This window comes from Bifidobacterium sp. M0399 (genome assembly GCF_016100595.1).
GTDB classification, from domain to species: domain Bacteria; phylum Actinomycetota; class Actinomycetes; order Actinomycetales; family Bifidobacteriaceae; genus Bombiscardovia; species Bombiscardovia polysaccharolytica.
Genome location: NZ_JACFSD010000002.1, coordinates 382311 through 397099 on the forward strand (window position 1 = coordinate 382311; position 14789 = coordinate 397099).

At 60.7% G+C, this 14789-nt stretch carries 13 protein-coding genes and 1 pseudogene; 1 reads left to right on the forward strand and 13 read right to left on the reverse strand.

Annotated elements, in window-relative coordinates:
• Positions 1 to 42: 42 nt before the first annotated feature.
• The 4 genes and pseudogenes from H3V09_RS09185 to dnaB form a co-directional block, all read right to left on the reverse strand.
• A pseudogene (locus tag H3V09_RS09185) lies at positions 43 to 207 on the reverse strand (phasin family protein); the annotation flags it as partial.
• Between the two features lie 206 nt (positions 208 to 413).
• On the reverse strand, positions 414 to 1214 hold the full coding sequence (locus H3V09_RS06225) for a type 1 glutamine amidotransferase (protein WP_198191248.1): 801 nt from the start codon (positions 1212 to 1214) through the stop codon (positions 414 to 416).
• A gap of 26 nt (positions 1215 to 1240) precedes the next feature.
• The gene (locus tag H3V09_RS06230) at positions 1241 to 2635 is read right to left on the reverse strand and encodes a Mur ligase family protein (RefSeq protein ID WP_415873508.1); all 1395 of its coding nucleotides are present in this window, start codon (positions 2633 to 2635) and stop codon (positions 1241 to 1243) included.
• Complete coding sequence (gene dnaB, locus H3V09_RS06235) at positions 2635 to 3975, reverse strand: replicative DNA helicase (protein WP_046323917.1); 1341 nt, start codon at positions 3973 to 3975, stop codon at positions 2635 to 2637. The genes H3V09_RS06230 and dnaB overlap by 1 nt, the downstream gene beginning before the upstream one ends.
• A gap of 416 nt (positions 3976 to 4391) precedes the next feature.
• On the opposite strand from dnaB, the gene H3V09_RS06240 reads away from it, so the two are divergent.
• Positions 4392 to 5783: an MATE family efflux transporter gene (locus H3V09_RS06240; protein WP_232339449.1), complete on the forward strand. Its 1392-nt coding sequence runs from the start codon at positions 4392 to 4394 to the stop codon at positions 5781 to 5783.
• 150 nt (positions 5784 to 5933) lie between these two features.
• On the opposite strand, the gene H3V09_RS06245 is transcribed toward H3V09_RS06240, so the two are convergent.
• The 9 genes from H3V09_RS06245 to H3V09_RS06285 form a co-directional block, all read right to left on the reverse strand.
• Positions 5934 to 6272 carry a P-II family nitrogen regulator gene (locus H3V09_RS06245; RefSeq protein WP_015022571.1) on the reverse strand — a complete coding sequence of 113 codons (339 nt, stop codon included), beginning with the start codon at positions 6270 to 6272 and terminating at the stop codon, positions 5934 to 5936.
• A gap of 17 nt (positions 6273 to 6289) precedes the next feature.
• Positions 6290 to 7555 (reverse strand): ammonium transporter, encoded by a 1266-nt coding sequence (locus H3V09_RS06250; protein ID WP_198191246.1) that lies wholly within the window; start codon positions 7553 to 7555, stop codon positions 6290 to 6292.
• A gap of 200 nt (positions 7556 to 7755) precedes the next feature.
• Positions 7756 to 8922 carry a signal recognition particle-docking protein FtsY gene (gene ftsY, locus H3V09_RS06255; protein ID WP_415873507.1) on the reverse strand — a complete coding sequence of 389 codons (1167 nt, stop codon included), beginning with the start codon at positions 8920 to 8922 and terminating at the stop codon, positions 7756 to 7758.
• Positions 8923 to 9124: 202 nt separating this feature from the next.
• A complete protein-coding gene (locus H3V09_RS06260) occupies positions 9125 to 9688 on the reverse strand; it encodes a hypothetical protein (protein ID WP_198191244.1) in 564 nt (187 codons plus the stop codon).
• A 74-nt stretch (positions 9689 to 9762) separates the two neighbouring features.
• A complete protein-coding gene (locus H3V09_RS06265; RefSeq protein WP_198191243.1) occupies positions 9763 to 10341 on the reverse strand; it encodes a GNAT family N-acetyltransferase in 579 nt (192 codons plus the stop codon).
• A 149-nt stretch (positions 10342 to 10490) separates the two neighbouring features.
• Positions 10491 to 11165: a response regulator gene (locus H3V09_RS06270; RefSeq protein WP_198191434.1), complete on the reverse strand. Its 675-nt coding sequence runs from the start codon at positions 11163 to 11165 to the stop codon at positions 10491 to 10493.
• Positions 11158 to 12414 (reverse strand): sensor histidine kinase, encoded by a 1257-nt coding sequence (locus H3V09_RS06275; RefSeq protein WP_198191242.1) that lies wholly within the window; start codon positions 12412 to 12414, stop codon positions 11158 to 11160. Before H3V09_RS06275 ends, H3V09_RS06270 begins: the two co-directional genes overlap by 8 nt.
• A 46-nt stretch (positions 12415 to 12460) precedes the next feature.
• A complete protein-coding gene (locus tag H3V09_RS06280) occupies positions 12461 to 13828 on the reverse strand; it encodes an FtsX-like permease family protein (RefSeq protein WP_198191241.1) in 1368 nt (455 codons plus the stop codon).
• Positions 13829 to 13881: 53 nt separating this feature from the next.
• Positions 13882 to 14619, reverse strand: a complete 738-nt coding sequence (locus H3V09_RS06285; RefSeq protein WP_198191240.1) for an ABC transporter ATP-binding protein — start codon at positions 14617 to 14619, stop codon at positions 13882 to 13884.
• Positions 14620 to 14789 lie beyond the last annotated feature (170 nt).

A 14789-nucleotide genomic window follows, 5' to 3' on the forward strand; every position in this document is an offset into this window, starting at 1 on the left:
CGCGCTGTCAGCAGGTGCGGGAGCGGGAGGGTTCTTCCTGTTCCGCTTGAGCTCAGTATTGAGAATCTTCCCCTGCTCGACCGTCAGCTCACCCTTCTTGACCAGGCTGTCAACGACCTCCTGGCCCTTCTCCACGCCTGTGGCCAAGGCTCCGATGCCAGCCAGAAGCACCTTGTGCAATCCGTCACCGATATGCAAATCCGACATGATATGCCTCCCAGCATTCATACGCCCTTGAAGTACCGGGCTCTTTTGACCGCCAAGAAACGAGCGGCCGTCTCTCTTTACAGTCTAGCTGGTCATCATTGACCGATCCGATTCAACACTATGGCGAGAGGGACCACAGCGCCTTGCCCCTCGGCACAACCCTTTTCCTGATGATCAACATCTGCGCAGGAACCGCAGGCTCTCCTTCATCTGGGCCTGGATGCTGCGATACGACTGGCCTGATCAGCCAAGGAGTCCAGACGCTCCAACTCGTTCCTGCTCTTCTGGTCCATGTCCTCCTTCATCTGGGCGAAGGTGCCCTGGCCGTACCGCCTTTCGGCTGCGCCAGCGATAAGGAAGTCCGTAATGGCCGGGTTCTTCGGCAGTAGCGACCCATGCATATAGGTGCCGATGACCTTCTTCCGTCTGGCCCCCTCGGTGTGGTCCTTGCCGTTGTTGCCTCGGCCATCCTCGGTCACCATGCCCAGGGGTTCGGCCCCCTCCCCCAGGTAGGTCAGACCCGAGTGGTTCTCATAACCGACCACCCTGCCGAAGTCCTCTGCCTGCTCCACCAGGTTGCCGATCATTCGCTTGGGCTTGGCAATGGTATGCACGTCAAGGATGCCGACCCCCTCCAGGCGCTCATGGTCTGAGGTCTCGAAATAATGGCCGAAGAGCTGATAGAGCCCGCAGATCATCAGCATGGGCACATCCTGGTCGGCCAGATCGTGCAGAAGTCCGGCCCGCTCCCGCAGGTCGTCGAGGATCCGTTCCTGGCCATGGTCCTGACCGCCGCCGCCCAGAATCATGTCGATCCGCTCCGGCCAGGCATCGCCGGGATCGTAATAACGGACCACGGGACTGAACCCATACAGATCAGCCCTGCGGGTCACGCTGAGTATGTTGCCCGAATCCCCGTAGATGTTCATGTCACGGTGGTAGAGGGAGAGGATCTGCAGCGGCGGATGGGTCCCTGCGGCCTTGGCCTTATCCTGCGACTGCGGCATTCCTGCGCTCCTTTTGGTTTGCTCGCTCATGCGCCCACCCCGGCATCGTCCACGCTCGTGATCCTGCCGAGGGCGGACCGGAGCCGGAGCATAGATGTGTAAGTGCAGTAGATTCGCTTGGGTCGGCCTGGATGCACCTCCAGAAAGGCTGTCAGCGCCCGATCCAGGTTGGTCTCGATCGCCTCGGTGGGCACCTGGTCATAAGCCAGGCGCAGGGCCATGTCATAGGCCCGGGTGCCGGAAACCATAGCCACGCCGGTATCCCTGAGCGAGGTGAAGTCCACATCCCAGAGCCAGCTCATGTCACGTCCGTCCGCATACTCGTCGCGGATGGCGATCATGGTGTCCTGTCCGGCAGGGTCGAAGGAGGACAGGGCCAGGCGGAAGCCCATGGGGTTCTTGACCAGGACCAGCTCAACCGGCGCGCCCTGGTAAGTGATGACCTCCCCGCGGCCGAAGGCGGGCGTCACCTTGGACAGGGCATCCATGAGCGCTGCATCATCAGGCTCCCTGTCTTCCAGAACGACTCTCACCAGCGCCAGGGCAGCGGCCGCATTGTAGAGGTTGTAGACGCCCTCCAAGCGCAGATCGGTCTCCAGGATCCGACCGTCCAGGCGGAAGGCAGCCCTGTGGTCCATGACCCGTTCCAGGGTCACCTCGGCTGGCAGCCGGTGACCATGGCGGACCGGACGGGGAGCGCTGCCCGCACTGCCAACGCCAGCACCCCGGTCCGAGGCATGCATGTCGTCATCGGTAGGGAAATAGGTCAGCAGATCGTCTGACAGACCAAAGTAGGCCACACCGGTCTGGGCCGGTGTCTGGGCGGCCAGGCTGGCAATACGCGGATCCTCACGGTTGAGGACCACCGTGCCCGTGGTGGCCAGGGCCACCTGACCCAGCAGCCGGGCTGTGGTGTCGATTTCCCCAAACCGATCCAGCTGGTCGCGCATGACATTGAGCAGGAGGGCGTAGCGGGGCTTGACCTGCCGCACAAAGTGGACTGCATAGGCCTCGTCCAGCTCCAAGACGGCGATGTCGGCATGCAGATGGCCGGAGAGCCCCAATGTAGAGACCAAGGCCGAAACAACGCCGCGGGTGAAGTTGGATCCGGTCGGATTGGTGAAGACCTTGAGGCCCAGGGATTCCAGCATGGAGGCCACCATCCGGGTGGTGGTGGTCTTGCCGTTGGTACCCGAGACCAGAACCACACCACGGGGCAGCCCCGACAGGGTCCTGGCCAGGAAGCCCGGGTCGATCCGCTCGACCACCTTGCCAGGCAGGGCCGAACCGCCATGATGGGACAGCCGCGAAACGATGCGTACCGCCTTGCCGACAAGAAGGGCCAGGAGGGAGCGCCAAGGCCGACGGGGACGACCGGGCTGATCGGCAGGCTGCGCCTTGGAAGCCGTGGGCCGCATGATCAGACCCCTCCCTGCTGGTAGTCCTGGGGCATGTCCTTGAACTTGGACTTCTCGCCCAGGAAGGCCAGCTTGAAAGTGTCGGTGGGGCCGTTGCGGTGCTTGGCCAGAATGATGTCGGCCTCGCCCGGGCGGTCCTCCTTGTCGTAGAAGTCCGGCCGGTGGACCAGGAAGACCACGTCGGCATCCTGCTCGATGGAGCCGGACTCGCGCAGGTCGGAGAGCATGGGCTTCTTGTCGTTGCGCATCTCGGGACCGCGGTTGAGCTGGCTCAGCGCCACCACCGGAACCTCCAGCTCCTTGGCCAGCAGCTTCAGGGCGCGTGAGAAGTCGGAGACCTCCTGCTGGCGGGATTCGACCCGCTTGCCCGAGGTCATCAGCTGCAGGTAGTCGATGACCACCAGCTTCAGGTCGTTGGTCTGCTTGAGCCGACGGCACTTGGCGCGAATCTCCATCAGGCTCATGTTGGGCGAATCGTCCAGGAAGAGTGGGGCATCCTGGAGCCTGCTCCAGAAAGTGTTCAGGGTGTTCCAACGTTCGGGGGTGATGTCATCCGCCCGGCGCAGGGCCACCAGGGGGATGTCGGTCTCGGCCGAGATGATGCGCTGGGCCAGCTCGGTCTTGCTCATCTCCAGGGAGAAGACCACTGTGGTCATGTTGTTGTGGAGGGCTGCGGCGCGGGCAAAGTCGATGCCCAGGGTGGACTTGCCCATGGCCGGGCGGCCGGCCACCACAATCATCTGCCCAGGCTGCAGGCCCTGGGTCACATCGTCGATGCTCTTGAAGCCGGTAGGCACGCCCCGCTCCATTTCGCCGTTCTGCAGCTTGTCCAGCTGGTCCAGGGTGTCATGGACGACCGGCCCGATGGCCTCGTAATCCTGGCGGACCCTGCCCACGCTCATCTCGTAGACCTCGGCCTGGGCCAGATTGACGATGTCCTCGGCCTGGGAGCCCTCGGCCGAGTAGCCCAGCTGGGCGATCTTGGTGCCAGCCGCGATCACATTGCGCAGGATGGCCCGCTGGTGGACGATTTCCGCATAGTAGGTGGCGTTGGCGGCTGTCGGGACCGAGGCCACCAGGGAGTGCAGATAGTCGGTGCCCCCCACTTTCTCCAGGTCGCCGGACTTGAGCAGTTCGTTGGCCACCAAGACCGCATCCACCGGCTGGGAGGCCGAGAAGAGGGTGACGATGGCCTCGTAGATGGTCTGGTGCTTGGGCTGGTAGAAGTCGGATATCTCGATCATCTGGCTGACTTCGCCGATGGCATCCTTGCTCATGAGCATGCCGCCCAGCACGGCCATCTCCGCATCGTCGTCATGCGGGGGCACCCGATCGAAGAGCATGTCGCGGCCGGTCTGAGCATGATCGGTGGGACGCTGTTCGGGATGGGTGTAGTCGGTGTAGTCGTCGGAAGCCATAGCCACGATTCTACGAAGAGGACCGTCCTTGACAGCCCTAAGAAGCGGATTTCACCCAAGGCATTCACTAGGACGCGCCGACCGTACTGGACGGAGTACAAGGCTGCTCATGCATGTGTATAGAAAAATAAGTTATCCACATTCAAGGCGTGTCCTAGAGGACATGTGTGCAACTTATCCACCTCATGGGTATAACTCTGTGCAAAACTTGGGGACAGCCTGCCACATCATCAATCCGGCTTGCACTCAAGGCTGTTTGGTGATACGGCATCCACGACAGGGCGTCCACGGACTGGCTTTCCTGGATTGTGTCTTCAGTCCAGAGCATTAGCATGGCGTCCATGCGCAGCCACAGGAACATCTCCGAAACCAAGACCACATCAATCACGCCGGAAGAGCGGCGGACGACCTACCGGACCATTGCCGGACTGGCCATACCCACCTTCGGCCAGCTGATCGCATCACCGCTCTTCGTCATGATCGACACCGCCATCGTGGGCCACATCAGCGACTCGGCCCTGGCCGGGCTCTCCATCGGATCCACTGTGGTGCTGACCACCGTGGGTCTGTGCATCTTCCTGGCCTACGGGACCACCTCCCAGGTGGCCCGGCTCATGGGCGCAGGCCGCCGCAGGGAGGGCATGCAGGCCGGCGTGGACGGCATGTGGCTGGCCTTCGTCATCGGCGTGGTCGTCTGCGCCGTTCTCCTGGCTTTAAGCCGACCCATCTGCAGCCTGATGGGAGCCCGTGGGCCGGTCCTGCAGGCGGCGCAGACCTACCTGAATGCCCTGGTCTTCGGCCTTCCGGCCATGCTCCTGGTCTACGCGGCCAACGGCATCTTCCGGGGATTGCAAAAGGTAAAGATCACCCTGGTGGCCGCCGTGTCGGGCGCCATCCTCAACACCGCCCTTGAGATTCTGCTGGTCTTCGGCCTGCACATGGACATTCTGGGCTCGGGCCTGGCCACACTGATCGCCGAGTGGGCCATGGGGCTCTTTTTGACCATCCCCGCCCTGGTCTGGGCCCGTCAGGAAGGCGCCCAGCTGCGGCCCCGACTCTCAGGCATGGCGGCCAGCATGGGCGATGGCTTCCCACTCTTCCTGCGGACCCTGGCCCTGCGGGTCTGCCTCTTTATGACCGTGGTGGCTGCGGCCCACTTGGGCGAGCAGGTGCTGGCGGCCTATCAGGGGGTCAACTCGGCCTGGAATTTCGGACTGAACATGCTGGATGCCGTAGGCATCGCCGGTCAGTCACTGGTAGCCACCGAACTGGGCGCCGGACAGCGGTCACGGGCACGGGTCATGACCGACCTGTCAGCCAAGGCCGGCATGGCCATGGGAGTGCTGGTCGGACTGGTCATGATCGTCTTGGGACTCTTCGCCGCCCCCCTGTTCAGCCCCACGCCAGCCATCAGGTCGCTGATCACCGTGGGCATGATCGTCCAGGGAGTCTTCATGCCCGTCGCCGGATGGATGTGGGCCCTGGACGGGATCCTGATCGGGGCCGGGGACTATCGCTACCTGGCGGCCACCTGCTCCCTGACGGCTGTAATCTACCTGATCGGACTACTGGGCATGACGGCTCTGGCCATGAACTGGACACCCACCTGGCGGATAGCCATGCTCTGGGCCGTACTCAATGTCCTCTTCATCGGCGTCAGGGCCATCTGCAATGGTTTGAGAACGCGCACTGATGTCTGGATGGGGACAATCGACCAGACCAGCCAAGCGTGAAGAGCCATTCTCAACGACTCAGACAAGGAAATCCCGGACATAGAAAAAGCAGGATCCCGACAGCTAGACCATGAAATTGGCCACAGCGACGAAATCCTGCGAAACTGGTCAGCAGGAAGACGACCATACAGATGGCAGCAGGAGGCTGCCTCAGATAGCGTCTACGCCGGTCTCCCCGGTACGAACCCTGACCACCGAGTCCAGGGTCTGCACCCAGACCTTGCCGTCGCCCACGGTGTTGGTGGCGGCGGCCTGGACGATGGTGTCGACCAGCTCGTCGACCCGGCGATCCTCGGTCAACACCTCCAGGCGCACCTTGGGAACCAGGTCCACCTTGACAGTGCTGCCCCGGTAGACCTCCTTATGGCCGCCCTGCCGACCATAGCCCTGGGCTGACGAGACGGTCATACCGTGCACGCCGACCTCGGTCAGGGCCTGTTTAATCTGATCCAGCCGCCCGGGCTGAACGATGGCGGTAATGAGTTTCATGCTGCCTTCCTTTCTGATTAGTTCAGAATGGATCCGAAGTCGTAGGCGCTCTCACCCTGATCGCTCTGATCGACACCGATGACCTCCTGATCCTTGCTGACTCGCCAACCAATGGTCTTCTCCAGCGCAAAGGCGATCACACCAGTGACTGCAGCTGCGTAGATGATCGCAATCAGCGCCACCAGGAACTGAACAAGGAGCTGCCGGAAATTGCCGCCGGCCAGGAAGCCCGTGCCGGTACCAAAGAAGCCTATCAGCAGCGTGCCCAATAAACCACCCACACCGTGGATGCCTACCACATCCAAGGAGTCGTCATAGGCGAAACGGAACTTGAGCCCACAGGCCAGACAGCAGACGAAACCAGCCAGGAGGCCGATGACCATGGCCCAGAGCGGGGAAACCACGTCGGCCGCTGGAGTGATGGCCACCAAGCCGGCGACCATGCCGGATGCAGCACCCATGGCGGTGTAATGCCCGCTACGGATCCGTTCAGTAAAGAGCCAGCCCAGGGTTGCACCGCTAGCGGCTATGGTCGTGGAAACCCAGGCATATCCGGCTGTGCCATTGGCTGCGAAGGCAGACCCGGCATTGAAGCCGAACCAGCCGAACCAGAGCAGGAAGGCGCCCAGCATGACCATGGGCACATTGTGGGGACGCATGGATTCCTTGGGGAAGCCGATTCGCCTGCCGATGATGAGCACAATGATCAGGGCTGCTACTGCCGCGTTGATGTGGATGACCGTACCGCCTGCGAAGTCGTGCGCCTGAGCTCCGATGGCGTTGGAGATGGGTCCATCGGCAGCCAGCAGTCCGTGATTCCAGACCATGTGGGCCATGGGCGCGTAATCCAAGGTGATCCAGAGGGCCACGAAGATCATCCAGGTGCTGATTCTGACTCGCTCTGCAAGGGCTCCCGAGATCAGGGCCACGCAGATCATGGCGAAGGCGGCCTGGAAGGCGATGTCCACCGTGTGCGGGTAGGCAGCGTTTGCGGAATCAAGCGAGGTGAAGACCCCATTCTTGGCTGTGACCGTGTCCTTGAGCAGGAAGCCGGTGATGGGGTCGCCGAAGACGCCGCCAATATCTTTGCCTGCAAAGGAAATCGACCATCCCCAGAGGGTCCAAATGATTCCAGTCACGGCAATGGCCAGCGTGGACATCATCATCATGTTGAGCACAGCCTTGGCGCGGACCATACCCCCATAGAAGAAAGCCACCGCCGGAGTCATCAGGAAAACCATGGATGCCGCTACCAGCATCCAGGCAGCATTTCCAGAATCCATGCCTACACCTCTCTTTTCCCCATCCGAGCGAGCAGTCCCAATAATAAAGAGGACTTCCCTCCGGACAGCCTACGTCAGAATCTCTTCCACTTCCCGATTCATCAAACAGGAAGCGGATGACGGTCAGGTCACCGCCGCATTACCTGCGGGTGACTATTGGATGACCACCTTATGACCGACTAGCCGACCGACTGGCCGGACTACTCGTCTCCCAGAATGCCGTCGACAAAGGATTCGGGATCGAAGACAGCCAGATCATCGGGACCCTCGCCCAGCCCGACCAGCTTGACAGGCACGCCCAGCTCCCGCTGGACAGAAACGACGATGCCGCCCTTGGCCGAGCCGTCCAGCTTGGTCAGGACAATGCCTGTGACCCCGATGGCCTGGGCGAAGACCTGGGCCTGGATCATCCCGTTCTGCCCGGTGGTGGCATCCAGGACCAGCAGAACCTCGTCTACGGGCAGGTTCTTCTCAACCACCCGCCGGATCTTGCCCAGCTGATCCATCAGGTTGGCCTTGTTCTGCAGGCGTCCAGCTGTGTCCACGATGAGAACATCTGCATGTTCGTTTTTGGCCCGTTCCGCGGCTTCGAAGGCCACCGAGGCCGGGTCGGCACCGTCGCGGTCGCTACGGACCACGGGCACGCCCACCTTGCCGCCCCAGGTCTCCAACTGGTCAGCGGCGGCGGCACGGAAGGTGTCGGCAGCACCCATAACCACCGACTTGCCATCGGCCACGAAGAGTCTGGCCAGCTTGCCCGCGGTGGTGGTCTTGCCCGTACCATTGACGCCCACCATGATGATGACCGACGGCCTGTTGGCCTGGGGTCGGGCAGCCGCCAGAGTTCGGTCCATATTGGGGTCGACCAGATCGATCAAGCGCTGACGAAGACTGCGGCGTACTGCTGCGGGATCCTTCTGCCCGGTAATCCGGGCATCGTCGCGCAACTGCTTCACCAGCTGTTCGCTGGCCTCAGCGCCCACATCCGCCATGAGCAGGGTGTCTTCCACATCCTCCCAGTCGGAATCGCTCAGATGGTCCTTGGTCAGAATGGCAAAGAGGGCCTTGCCAAAGGGGTTGGGGCTCTTGGCCAGCCTGGCCTTGAGCCTGGTCATACGGGATGCGGATGCCTCCGGGTGAGCCAGCTCCTCCTGTGCCGACGGTGCTGCTTGATCGGCCGAGGAAGACTGAATGGATGCCTTTGAATCAACTGCGCCGGAACCCGTAGAAGCGTCTGGATTTGGGGATGCACCCGATGCAGACGAGGCAGATTGGATTGCCTGGCCATCCGACGAAGATTTTCGGGAAGCGCCAGGTTGGCTTTCAGCTTGACTCTTTGCCGCAGAAGCCGCCGATTTCGGGGACAAAGAGGGTCTACCGTCACCAGGCTCTTCCGCCCTGCCAGAGCGCGCGGAATCCCCCTGGGACCGGCGTTTGCGGACCGCCACCAGGATGCCGACCACCGCCAGCACCAGGACGATCAACACCGCGATAAGAATAAGGAGCTGCTGTGTTGTCATAGGTACCAGCCTAAGGGCGAAAAGGGACACGGACGGTTATCGCCAGCGGTCACTTTCCGCCTGGGTGGCTCTTTTCCGTCTGCGAACCGCTCTTGACTGCAGGCATGACGTCGGAGGTGGTGGTCTGAGGCTCCCTCCGCTGTGGACGCGAAGGCTCGGGGCTGGATGATCGTGGGGCGGAGTTCCTGGGAGCTGGAGGCCCAGAGGTCGCAGAGACCGACGGTACAGCATTCTTCTTTTGTCTCGGGCTGACCGACGATGTGGAATCGCTGCTCGGTGGCGGGGGCAGATTTATCTCGTCCGTGGAATCGGAGGCTAGCAGACCCCGAACCTCTACCACAGAGGAGGAATTGACATAGACCGGATAGGGATGTTCACCGTCTTCAGCTGTTGATACGTCCTCGCCCGAGCCAGGGGAGAACGACAGATGCCCGCCTGCTATCCGCGGCAGCTTATTCTCTCGCTCCTGCTGACGGCGTGCAGCCCGGCGCACACGCTCATCGAGAGACTGGGAGAAGGCACGGTCCTGGGACTCGCCAAGCGCCAAGCGCATGACAAATACAACGAATGCCACCACCACCAGCACCCATACCAGGACAATCAGCCAGACCATACATGCCATTCTCTCAGAAGAACCCCACAGACGCGCTACGACACGAGGAATCTATTGGTCTCTTTCACACTGGTTCACGCGGACGCGTTCTTTGGTCGGCTCGCTTCGGCATGCAAATCAATCCAATATCGTTCTACTGGCTGACCAAAGCTGCTGAGGAGCACATTCTCCAGTTGCCCGCCACGCGAGAGGATGGTCCGGCGGCTGGCCAGATTCGACGGGGAGCAGGTGATCAGGACACGGCTCATGCCAAGAGCGGCCGCCCGTCGCAGGCAATCATCCAGCATCAGCCCGGCATAACCCCGCCGACGACAATCAGGGCGAACTGAATAGCCGATGTTGCCGCCCGAGCGTAGAAGCGCCTCTGTAAGCTGCAGCCTCAACTGAATCATCCCCACCAGTTTGCCGCTGGGATCCATGGCTGCGAACTGCAGGGCGGGCACAAATCCCGACGGCAGATCATCGCCGCGCGCCTGACGAGCCACCTCCGGCAGGCCTGATTGACGAACCTCATCCAGGCTGTGGCAGTCCTCCAGGGGGCCGAGCCCGGCCGCTTCATCCTCAGGCCGAGCACGACAGGACTGCAGATATTCCCAGATCGCTTCGGCATTTACCGCCCCCGGGTGATCCATCCTCACCAGACGGATTCCCATAGTTCCCCTCCTCTGTCGAGTACTTGGCCGCCCCTTTGTGCTTTGTGCTTTGTGCTTCAGCTTACATAAACAGCATCCAACGGAACTGGGGATCCATCGTTCTTTCTGCTTTTCTCCTCCCAGTGTCCGGAACAGCTGGTCATGAATCGTCAGTCAGACATTCCGGCCTGAAACCATGTGATGACGATTTGTGTACGGTCTCGCAGGCCGGTCTTGTCGAGTATGCGACTTACGTAACGCCGGACAGAGGTAATTTCGAGAGTGAGGCGCTGGGCTATTTCCTGATTGGATAGCCCTTGAGCGATGAGCCCGGCTATCTCGTACTCCCTGGGGGTCAACTTATCCAGCTGCTGCCTGGCCTGCGGATCACTGACCTTATGCCGAGCATAGGCTCTGTCGCGGTTGATAAGCTCCGCTGTAATGCGGGGGGTGAGCACTGCGTCACCATCGGCCACTGCGTGAATGGCTCGATGCAGGTCTCTGGTGGATACGTCCTTGAGCAGAAAGCCGTAGGCGCCTGCGTGGAGACCGGTGAAGGCATAATCGTCTTCGTCATAGGTGGTCAGGATCAGCGTGCGAATGTCGGGGAACTCCTTGGCAATGACCGCAGTGGCACTGATGCCGTCCATCACCGGCATGCGAACGTCCATCAGGATCACCCGAGGCAACGGCTGGGCGGCTGCTTTCATCTCTCGAAGTATGGTCACTGCCTCCTGACCGTTGGAGGCTTGTCTGACAACCTGTAAATCGTGGTCGGCCTCAATCATGCGTACCAACCCCTTGCGGAGGAGCGCAAGGTCATCGACCAGCATCAGGTCAATCATGGGCATTGCCCTCTTTCTCGCCGGCGCAAGGCAGGATGGCTTCTACAGTCCATCCTCCATTCTTGCCCGGTCCGCAACTCAGACTCCCTCCCATCAGTCGGCATTGCTCGCCAATCTGTTTGAGACCCACTCCTTGATGATCATGAATAGCCGGTTGCTGATCGCCCAAGGCTGGCACATGCTTATTCCCATGCCCATCGTCGTGGATGGTGATGCGGAGGGTGCCGTCCTGCTCATAGTCGCGGGAGATGACGATGGTGCTCGGGTCTGAGGCGTGCCGGAGCGTGTTGGTGATTGCCTCCCTGCTGATGATGAAGCAGAGGTTATCCTGTCTGGGATTGTGCCGCTGATGACCTGTTTTAGTAGACACGACAGCCAAACCAGCCGCGCGGGCATGGGCGATCACGGTATCGAGCTCGTCGAGCGTGTGCAGCCTGGAACCATAGCTGCGCCCATCATCATCGGGCTCTTTAGGCAGCGCTTCATGCTCCTGGACAAGGGTACGGACGGCTTGCCGAGTGTCGGCCAATCCATCCCTGGCAACCTGATTAATGTCCTTAAGCACTTCTTGCAGCTCTTTGACCTCAGCCGAATCTGCGAATCCCTGGGACAGGGCAATGATCGTGGTGAGGTCATGGCCCACACTGTCGTGCAACTCCCCTGCCACCTGGGCACGTGATACAGCCTGATCCCTTTGCCTGACAAGCATCTCAGAGCGGATGCGCTCCTGCTCCTCACGCTGCTGCATCTCGCGTCGAATCCGGTAGGACCTGACAGCTACGGCAACGGCCGCGACCGCCATGATGACAGCCATCCGGGCCGACCATTCCAGAAAGAGCACGTGCCCGGCATGCATGCTGACGGTGACCAGACTGACGGCCGCGACTGCCTCACCCACGCCTGCCGCAATCCTGGGTGCTGACGATAAACAGACGCAGAAATAGAGAGCGCCTACCAGGGGTATCAGGAAGCTATCGTCCGAGGCGGCAAATGACAGGCCAACATATACCAGGGTCTCCATGGTCGTGATGAGCAGGGGAAATTGTCTGCTCCAGTACAGCAGGCAGGAAGACAGGAGTCCGATCAGGCCGATGGCCGTCTTCCAAACGGGCAAAGGAATGTTCCCGGCCCAGACTGGAGGAAACATGGGGGCACTGACATAGAGAAGCGTATAAATCAGGCTCAGCAGAGGCATGACGAATCTGGTCAAGCTTTGATTGCTCAACAGCTCAAATAGGTTGGTTGCCATGCCCTTCATCGCGCCCCCTCACGCTGCCATGACGAGGATCCCAGGTTCATTCGCCAGTGTACTGTGCTATCACACCGGCAGGGGAACGACCTGCTGATTTGCGCACCGTGGCCCACGAAGCCAACGATGCCGCAGAAGACAGAAGCAGGTAGACCAGCGCCCAATGAGCCCAAGGTATGCCGATGCTGGCAGCCCCGAAGACCTTATGGAATCCGACTGCATAGGCAAAGACTGGCAGAAGGCTGGAGGTGAGGGATATCAGTACGGCGGTGGTTGCCATGATGAGTCCTTCGAGAGCGGACATGATTTCAAGTTGGTTCGGATCCGCGCCAGCGATCGAGATGAGGGACAGATCCAGGCTTCGACCATGGGCTGAGACCAGGTATCCGGCGCATACTCCAGCCAGCGTGACGACCAGTGCGGGGCCCAGAAGGGTAATGAGCATGGAGAAATCAGAGCTGCTGACATCCAGGTTGGGAGGCAGCAGACGACTGGAATCGGCGCTGGTCTGGTAGAAGGAATCGGTCATCATCAGCAATGAAACCCCCACAACCAGCGGTATGACCGTGGAGCTGAGGCTGCGCATGCGGGTACCGGCTTGCCGGCAAGCAACCAGCCACGAGGGCTTGCGGAGAACGATGAGCCTGGTCCAACCGCTGGTGACCGTGCCCAGCAGGGAAGGACCTGCCAGGCAAATTGCGGCCAGCATGAGCACGAAGCCGAAAGTGCTGCCCATGGCGATGGGCAGGATGGGTGCCGCAGTGTGCAAACGGACCAGTTGCTCATCAGGGATGGTCCGCGCTTGCATAATCGGCGTCAGCATGACTGTCGATGCTGCCAACAAACACAAAATAGCGGCGATACGACGAACCGGACCCGCTGCTTTTGGAGGGCTGATTGCGGCCCGCAGTGATTCCACGGGACTGATCCTGCTGATGGTTCGGATGGTCAGCAGCGTGCCGATCATGGTCGCCAATACTCCACACGTAGTTCCTGCTGCCCAGGAAGCCAGCTGGTAGCTAGCGATGAAAGGCTGCTTGCCAATCAGGAACTGCGAAGTCTCCCAGGCATAGAGGGGGCGGACCAGCGGAAAAGAAACCACCAGCGAGACCAAGCTGGCCGCGAGCGCCAAGATGAACACGCGCAAACAGGTCAGCGAGGTCAGCTGCCAGGGTGTGGCGCCTTGCAAGGCCAGGAGGGCGAGGTTGCGCCGTCGCTGGTTGATCACTGATGAAACAACTTGCAGAACGATCAATACTGCGGCAATGAGGAGAGCTACGAAGGGGATCATCAAATTTTGGTAGGCGGTGCGGCTTTGCTCGGTCATGCCGGGGAGATCGCCCAGGTCCCTGGCTGAAGAGAGCATCATGGCAAGCAGACCGACCATGGTCTGTGTAGCAATCAGCACGAGCATGATGCCAGACCAAGCCAAGGGGGCATCTTTGAAATCTCGTAGTAGAAGTCGCATCAGATGCTCGCTTTCAGCATGGGAACCTTGTCGTCTGTTGATATGCGACCGTCACGGAGATGCACCAGTGTGTTGCAGCGGGAAGCGACTTCCGGACTGTGGGTGACCATGATTACTGCGTGGCCCGGCCGATTGGCGAAGGCAACGAGCTCATTGACGACCGCATCTCCGGTCCCCTGATCAAGGGCGCCCGTAGGCTCATCAGCGAAGATGATTTCGGGATCCGAAATCAGCGCACGGGCCAGGGCCACACGCTGCTGTTCGCCCCCTGACAGGAGGGTCACGTTGGCTTTGAACAGCCCTCTGATGCCGAGTCTGGTGAGCAGCTTGGCCGCCTGATCCTCCGGCCAGCGGGTCTTACGCAGGATGAAGGGCAGTTTGAGGTTGTCCTCCACACTCATCGAAGGCACCAAATTATAAGACTGGAAAACAAAGCCCAGGTGCGCACGCCGGAACCGTGCCGACGCTGCAGGCCCCATGGCAGAAATGCATTGACCCAGGACCTCAACCTTGCCGGAATTGACTGGTTCGAGACCCGCCAGACAGTAGAGCAAGGTTGATTTGCCGCTACCCGATGGCCCTACGATTCCGGTCATGACTCTCCAAGAGGCGGTGAACTCCACATTATCCAGGAGGGTGATGGTCTCCCCCTTCCTGGGCGACACCTGCCTGCACAGACCGGATGCATGGATGGGGAAGGGCTCGCCCTGGTCGGAAGGATCGACAGTATGTTTCATGGCAATATCCAATGCTTGCGAACGGATGAATGCCAACGTGGGCCTGTGACGCTCTGTACATCCTGTGGTGCGTATTGAGCCGGCTGTTTTTTCATCGGAGCTCCCTCCCTCGCAGAGATGATTCTTCCAAGCCGCGTAGGGGGAATCAACGTCGGCCGCCACTTCGCCAT

Coding starts and splice junctions, on each gene's coding strand:
- H3V09_RS06225 (WP_198191248.1), bottom strand. CDS start 1,214: ATGCCGCAGTCGCAGGATAAGGCCAAGGCCGCAGGGACCCATCCGCCG.
- dnaB (WP_046323917.1), bottom strand. CDS start 3,975: ATGCTCTTCGATCGGGTGCCCCCGCATGACGACGATGCGGAGATGGCC.
- H3V09_RS06240 (WP_232339449.1), top strand. CDS start 4,392: ATGCGCAGCCACAGGAACATCTCCGAAACCAAGACCACATCAATCACG.
- H3V09_RS06245 (WP_015022571.1), bottom strand. CDS start 6,272: ATGAAACTCATTACCGCCATCGTTCAGCCCGGGCGGCTGGATCAGATT.
- H3V09_RS06250 (WP_198191246.1), bottom strand. CDS start 7,555: ATGGATTCTGGAAATGCTGCCTGGATGCTGGTAGCGGCATCCATGGTT.
- H3V09_RS06260 (WP_198191244.1), bottom strand. CDS start 9,688: ATGGTCTGGCTGATTGTCCTGGTATGGGTGCTGGTGGTGGTGGCATTC.
- H3V09_RS06265 (WP_198191243.1), bottom strand. CDS start 10,341: ATGGGAATCCGTCTGGTGAGGATGGATCACCCGGGGGCGGTAAATGCC.
- H3V09_RS06270 (WP_198191434.1), bottom strand. CDS start 11,165: ATGATTGACCTGATGCTGGTCGATGACCTTGCGCTCCTCCGCAAGGGG.
- H3V09_RS06275 (WP_198191242.1), bottom strand. CDS start 12,414: ATGGCAACCAACCTATTTGAGCTGTTGAGCAATCAAAGCTTGACCAGA.
- H3V09_RS06280 (WP_198191241.1), bottom strand. CDS start 13,828: ATGCTCGTGCTGATTGCTACACAGACCATGGTCGGTCTGCTTGCCATG.
- H3V09_RS06285 (WP_198191240.1), bottom strand. CDS start 14,619: ATGAAACATACTGTCGATCCTTCCGACCAGGGCGAGCCCTTCCCCATC.